The 6,357-nt window shown below is 73.5% G+C and carries 6 protein-coding genes and 1 pseudogene; all 7 read left to right on the top strand.

Going from position 1 to position 6,357, the window contains the following annotated elements; all coding sequences use genetic code 11:
- A pseudogene (locus QZ483_RS12120) lies at positions 1 to 1,091 on the top strand (hypothetical protein); the annotation flags it as partial.
- Positions 1,092 to 1,131: 40 nt separating this feature from the next.
- Entirely contained in the window at positions 1,132 to 2,064 is a 933-nt protein-coding gene (fmt, locus tag QZ483_RS12115) for a methionyl-tRNA formyltransferase (RefSeq protein WP_297084347.1), read from the top strand.
- A complete protein-coding gene (locus QZ483_RS12110) occupies positions 2,061 to 3,458 on the top strand; it encodes an RsmB/NOP family class I SAM-dependent RNA methyltransferase (protein WP_297084345.1) in 1,398 nt (465 codons plus the stop codon). The genes fmt and QZ483_RS12110 overlap by 4 nt, the downstream gene beginning before the upstream one ends.
- 65 nt (positions 3,459 to 3,523) lie before the next feature.
- Positions 3,524 to 4,195, top strand: a complete 672-nt coding sequence (rpe, locus tag QZ483_RS12105) for a ribulose-phosphate 3-epimerase (protein WP_297084343.1) — start codon at positions 3,524 to 3,526, stop codon at positions 4,193 to 4,195.
- Complete coding sequence (ribD, locus tag QZ483_RS12100; RefSeq protein ID WP_297084341.1) at positions 4,188 to 5,216, top strand: bifunctional diaminohydroxyphosphoribosylaminopyrimidine deaminase/5-amino-6-(5-phosphoribosylamino)uracil reductase RibD; 1,029 nt, start codon at positions 4,188 to 4,190, stop codon at positions 5,214 to 5,216. Before rpe ends, ribD begins: the two co-directional genes overlap by 8 nt.
- Complete coding sequence (locus QZ483_RS12095) at positions 5,216 to 5,809, top strand: riboflavin synthase (protein WP_297084338.1); 594 nt, start codon at positions 5,216 to 5,218, stop codon at positions 5,807 to 5,809. Before ribD ends, QZ483_RS12095 begins: the two co-directional genes overlap by 1 nt.
- Positions 5,806 to 6,357: 3,4-dihydroxy-2-butanone-4-phosphate synthase (ribB, locus tag QZ483_RS12090; protein ID WP_297084337.1), on the top strand; the 552-nt coding region annotated here is incomplete at its 3' end. The genes QZ483_RS12095 and ribB, both read left to right, overlap by 4 nt.

The following is a 6,357-nucleotide window of genomic DNA, read 5'->3' as shown; positions in this document are numbered from 1 at the left end:
TCGCTGAGGTCTCGGAGGGCGGCGCGGCGCTGCTCATCGGCGGCTATGCGCTCAGCGTCGATGCCGCGTCGCTGGTGGCGTCGGGCTGGGCGCGCTGGGCCCGCTCTGACCGCGGCGCCGTGCGAGACGCGGTGCCGACCATCGACATCGTCACCACGGAACGCCGCGATGCCGAGGGGGGCGCCGGCTGGCACTGGATGCCGGGAAGCGTCTGGCGCACGGTCAGGGAGTCCGCGCAGCGTGGCCCCGTCGCGATCCTGGTGCCGCGGGCGGGGTACGTCCGGGGCGCCGCGTGCGCCCGGTGCGACGCGTGGGCGCTGTGCGTCGAGTGCGAATCGATGCTCGAGGTGCCGGCCCGCGGGGTGCCCCCACGATGCATCGACCAGGGTCACCCACAGCCGGACTGGCACTGCCCGGAGTGTCACGGGAGCGCGCTCAAGCACGTGCGCCAAGGCGCCTCGCTCGTCGCGGAGCAGCTCGCACGCATGCTCGGCGAGATCCCCTTGACCGTCTCGACGGCGGCGGCCGGGGTGTCCCCGGACTTCGAGGTCGCCGGGGGCGTGGTGCTCGCCACGCCGGGAGCGCTTCCTGCCGTGCGCGGCGGCTACCTCCACATGGTCATCACCAGCGCGGGCGTGCCCGCCGGCACGGGCCTGGGAGGCGAGCTCCAGGCGTTGCGGTGGTGGCTGAGCGCCGCGGCGCTGTGCCGGAGCCGCCGTGAGGGCGGCGCGGTCTCGGTGGTGGGGGAGCTCCCGCCGTCCGTCGCTCGCGCGCTGAGCACCTGGAGCCCGGCGGCCGCGGCGGAAGTCGCGTTCAGTGAGCGCTCCTCGCTTGGCCTGCCGCCGCATCGGCGCTACGTGACCGTCACCGGCGCTCCCGACGTGGTCGCGCGGGCGCTGGCCGCCGCCGGGGTCGAGGACGGCAATGGCGGCGTGACAACGGTGGCGCGACCGGAGGGCGCCGGGGTGCTGCTGCCACGCTCGCGCGCTCAGGACGTGGTCGACGCGCTCCGCGCCACCCAGCAGCAGCTGTCGCGCGACAGGAGCGAGTTGCGCATCCGGGTCGACGGCCCGCTCGAGCTGCCGACGTGACCGCGACCTCGACCGCTGTCGCCGGCCCTACGATGGACGCATGCGCCTGATCTTCGCCGGCACACCCGAGATCGCGGTGCCCAGTCTCGAAGCCCTGGCGTCGCGCCACGAGGTCGTCGCCGTCGTGACTCAGCCGGACGCCCGCGGTCGGCGCGGTCGGGACCTCCACCCGTCACCCGTCAAGGCACACGCCCTCGAGCGGGGACTCCCCGTCCACACTCCGGCGAAGGCCTCCGATCCCGCATTCATCGAAGAGATGCGCGCGCTGGGGGCGGACGCTGCGGCGGTCGTGGCCTACGGGCAGATCCTCAAGCCAGACCTGCTCGCGGCGACCACGCATGGGTGGGTCAACCTGCACTTCTCCCTGCTGCCGGCCTGGCGCGGCGCCGCGCCGGTGCAGCGGGCGATCATGGCGGGCGACGAGGTCACGGGAGCCACGGCCTTCCTGCTCGACGCGGGCATGGACACCGGCCCGATCATCGGCTCCATGGTCGAGCCCGTGCGGGCCGACGACACCGCCGGGAGCCTTCTCGAGCGGCTCGGCGATGCCGGAGCACCGCTGCTGGTCCAAGCCATCGAGGCCCTGGGCGCAGGCGACGCCGCACCGGCGGAGCAGCCCGCCGACGGGGTGAGCCACGCGGCCAAGCTCTCGCGCGAGGACGCGTACGTCGTGTGGGAGCGGCCCGCCCACGTGGTCGACCGGCAGATCCGAGGATGCACCCCGGCGCCGGGCGCATGGACCACGCTGCCCGACGGCACGCCACTGAAGCTGGGGCCGGTGCGTCCGCGCTCCGACCTGGCCGGCACGGTTCCCGGTCAGGTGCGTGCCGAGCAGGGTGCGATCCTGGTCGGCACCGGCGGCCACCCGGTCGAGCTGACCTGGGTGCAGCCCGCGGGCAAGCCCCGAACCGAGGCAGCAGCATGGCACCGCGGCGCGCGGCTGCCGGAGACACCGATCCTGGGAGAGTCGTGAGCAAGACCAAGAAGCGCAAGCCCGTGGGCCCCGGCACCATGAAGCGGCTGCCGTCGCCCCGTGAGGCCGCGTTCATGTGCATCGAGGCCGTCGTCTACGACGAGGCCTATGCGAACCTGCAGATGCCCAAGATCCTGACGCAGATGGGAATCGAGGGTCGGGATGCGGGCTTCGCGACCGAACTCGCCTACGGCTCGCTGCGGATGGAGTTGCTCTACGACGCGATCATCTCCTCGGCTGCGAAGCGACCGGTCGAGTCGGTCGACAACTCGGTGCGGATCTGCCTGTGGCTGGGCGCGCACCAGGCGCTGTCGATGCGGGTGCCCGCCCACGCCGCCGTCAACGAGACGGTCGACCAGGTGAGGCGCCACGCGGGCGTGGGCGCCGCCAAGTTCGCGAACGCCATCATGCGCCGCATCACCGAGCGTGACCTCGATGCGTGGCTCGCGGTGGTGGCGGCGGGCGACTCGCGGCACGCCCTGTCGGTGCGCCACTCGCACCCCGAGTGGGTCATCGGCGCGCTCGAGGAGGCGCTTGTCGCGGACGGGCGCGCCGGACAGACCGAACAGCTGCTGGCCGCCGACAACGTGCCCGCTCGCGTGTCGCTCGTGGCACGGCCCGGGCTCGTCGAGCGCGACGTCCTGGAGGCCGATGCGGGGGGCGAGGCCGGCGCTCTGTCGCCGTGGGCCGTCACGCTGCCCGGGGGCCGGCCCGGAGACCTCGGCGCCGTCGCCGACGGCACGGCCGCCGTGCAGGACGAGGGCAGTCAGGTGGTCGCCGGCGCCCTGGTGTCGCACCGGAAGGTCGCTGCGGGCGAGCGCTGGCTCGACCTGTGCGCAGGCCCGGGTGGCAAGGCGGGACTCCTGGGCGCGCTCGCCGCCCAGTCCGGAGCGTTCCTCGACGCCGTCGAGCTCCACGCCCATCGCGCAGACCTGGTCCGGGACTCGGTCCGCGCGGTGCCCGAGGGAGTGGTCACCGTCCACGACGGCGACGGCACGACCTGGGGAGAGTCCGCGGCGTACGATCGCATCCTGCTCGACGCGCCGTGCACGGGGCTGGGGGCGCTGCGCCGGCGACCCGAGGCGCGGTGGCGCCGGGGAGAGGACGACGTCCCCGCGCTGGTCGAGCTGCAGCGCGCCCTGCTCGCCAACGCCGAGCGGCTGCTGGCGCCCGGCGGCGTGATCGCCTACGTCACCTGCTCGCCGCTTGTGGCGGAGACGCGAGAGGTCGTGGACGGCAGCGCGCTGACCGCAGTCGACGCGCGGTCCGCGGTGGCGTCCCTGACGGGAACCGAGGCGGGGGAGTGGGGCGCCGGCCCGCACGTGCAGCTGTGGCCCCACGCGCACGGCACGGACGCCATGTACCTCGCCCTTCTCGAGCGCGACCCCGCGTGACCGGTCCCCGGGGCACGCTCGCGTTCGGGACCGTGGCGGCGCCGACCGCGCGTTAGGCTCGGTCCATGGGCATCCAGATCGCTCCGTCCATCCTCTCGGCAGACTTCGCCAACCTCGAGCGGGACATCACCGCGGTCGCAGCCGCCGACTGGCTGCACGTCGATGTCATGGACGGCCACTTCGTGCCCAACCTGACGCTGGGCCTGCCCGTCGTCGAGCGCATCGCCGAGGTGTCGCCGCTGCCCGTGGACGCTCACCTGATGATCGAGGATCCCGACCGGTGGGCCCCGCGCTACGCCGAGGCCGGCGCGTCCTCGGTGACCTTCCACTACGAGGCCGCAGCGGACCCGGTGGGGATCGCGCGGGACCTGCGCTCGCTGGGAGCGCGGGCGTCGATCGCCCTCAAGCCGCGCACGCCGGTCGACGTGGTCATCGATCAGCTCGCCGAGTTCGACATGGTCCTGGTGATGACCGTCGAGCCCGGGTTCGGCGGCCAGGCCTTCATGCCGGACATGATGCCCAAGCTCGAGGCTCTCCGAGCCGCCGCGGACCGCGATCAGCCGTCCCTGTGGCTCCAGACCGACGGCGGCATTGCGCGCGACACGATCGAGACGGCGGCGGCAGCGGGTTGCGACGTGTTCGTGGCGGGCTCTGCCGTCTACGGCGCCGAGGATCGCACCTCGGAGATCGAGGCCCTGCGCGCCCTCGCCGCCGCCGCGCGCACGGCGCATGCCTGAGCAGGCGGGACCGCTGTCCGCGGCCGAAGCCATGGCGCGGGCCGTCTCCCTCGCGACGCGGGGCCCTGAGAACGGTCCGAACCCGCGGGTGGGGTGCGTGATCCTGTCCGAACGGGGCGACGTGCTGGGGGAGGGGTGGCACCGGGGGGCGGGCACCGCCCATGCTGAGGTCGAGGCTCTGCGTGATGCCGCGAGCGCGGGAGCGGACGTGCGCGGTGCAACCGCCGTCGTGACCCTGGAGCCCTGTTCCCACACCGGCCGCACCGGACCGTGCGTCGATGCGCTCACCGAGGCCGGGATCGGTGCGGTGAGGTTCGCCGTCGCGGACCCGGGCGGCACCTCCGGGGGCGGGGCGGGCGTCCTGCTCGGGAGGGGCATCGCGGCCGTCCACGCGCCCGACGCCGCCGCTTCAGCGCTCACTCGCCGCTGGCACGCGGCCATGCGCCTGGGGCGCCCGTACGTGATCGCCAAGTGGGCCGCGACGCTCGACGGTCGCATGGCGGCCGCCGATGGCACCTCGTTCTGGATCACGGGAGATGAGGCGCGTGAGCACGCGCACCAGGTTCGCGGCACCGTCGACGCCATCGCGGTCGGGACCGGCACCGTGCGCGCGGACGACCCGTCGCTCTCCGCGCGCCCCGGCGGACACGAGTCCGGCCACCAGCCGCTGCGCGTCGTGATCGGCAACTCGCCCACCCCAGGTGCCCAGGTATGGCGTGACACGAACGCCGTCGCTGTACCGGCGCATCGGCCCGAAGCCGTCCTCGAGGCCCTCCACGCACGCGAGGTGCGCACGCTCCTGGTGGAGGGAGGGCCCACGGTGCTCGCGGCCTTCTTCCGCGAGGGGCTGGTGGATGAGGCGCACGCGTACATCGCTCCGGCTCTGCTGGGCGCCGGCCCCACCGTGGTGGCCGACCTGGGAATCGGGACGATGGAAGACGCGTTGAGGGGACAGAGCGTGACATCCAGAGCCTTGGGCGCGGATACCCTTGTCACCGCGCTGTTCCCGAGAGGAGTCTGATGTTCACCGGCATTGTGGAGGCCGTCGGCACGGTCGTCGACGTGGTCGACGACGGCGCCCGATCGCGACTGACCATCCGGTCCGAGGGCTTCGGCTCCGACCTCGTGCACGGCGAGTCGATCGCCGTCGATGGCGTGTGCCTCACGGTCGCCGGGCATGACGCTCAGGCCTGGACCGCGGACGTCATGCGCATCACGCGCAAGACCACCACGCTCGGCGAGATCGAGTCGGGCCGTCGCGTGAACATCGAGCGTGCCCTCCGCGCGGACGGCCGCCTGGGCGGGCACATCATGCAGGGCCACGTGGATGGCACGGCCGAGCTCATCGCCCGCGACTCGCAGGACGAGTGGGACGACTTCACGTTCGCCCTGCCCGCGGACCTCGTCCGCTACGTCGTGCCCAAGGGATCGATCGCGCTCGGCGGCGTCTCCCTGACCGTCGCCGTCCTCGACGGCGCTCACGCGACCGTGTCCCTGATCCCGACGACCCTCGCCGAGACCACCCTGGGCGATCTCCGCATCGGCGATCACGTGAACGTCGAGGTGGACGTCATGGGCAAGTACGTCGAGTCGATGCTGGCGGCGCGCGCATGACGCGCGACACTCGCGAGGTGGTCGAGCGCGCCCTCGACGACCTCCGCGCGGGCAAGCCGGTGCTGGTGGCGGACTCGCACCACCGCGAGAACGAGGCGGACTTCATCATGGCCGCGCAGACCTCGACGGTCGAATGGGTCGCGTGGGGCATCCGCCACTCGAGCGGGTACCTGTGCGCTCCCATGCCCGGGCCACGCGCGGACCAGTTGAATCTCCCATTGATGGTCCCGAACAGCCAGGACCCCCGCCGCACCGCATACACGGTGTCGGTCGACGCCGCCGAGGGCGTCACCACCGGCATCTCGGCCGCAGACCGTCATCGCACGCTGTCGGTGCTGGCGAACCCTGACGCGGGCGTGGACGACGTCATCCGGCCCGGTCACGTGCTGCCGCTGCGCGCCGTCGCCGGGGGAGTGCTGCACCGGCCGGGCCACACCGAGGCGGCGGTGGACCTGTGCCGCCTCGCGGGGCTCGAGCCCGTGGGCGTGATCGCGGAGATGGTCAACGACGACGGCACCATGATGCGCACCGGCGACGCCACCGCGATC

This window comes from uncultured Demequina sp. (assembly GCF_913055775.1).
GTDB lineage: Bacteria > Actinomycetota > Actinomycetes > Actinomycetales > Demequinaceae > Demequina.
The sequence above is the reverse complement of the archived record's forward strand: the minus strand, read 5'-3'. Positions and strand labels throughout refer to the sequence as shown.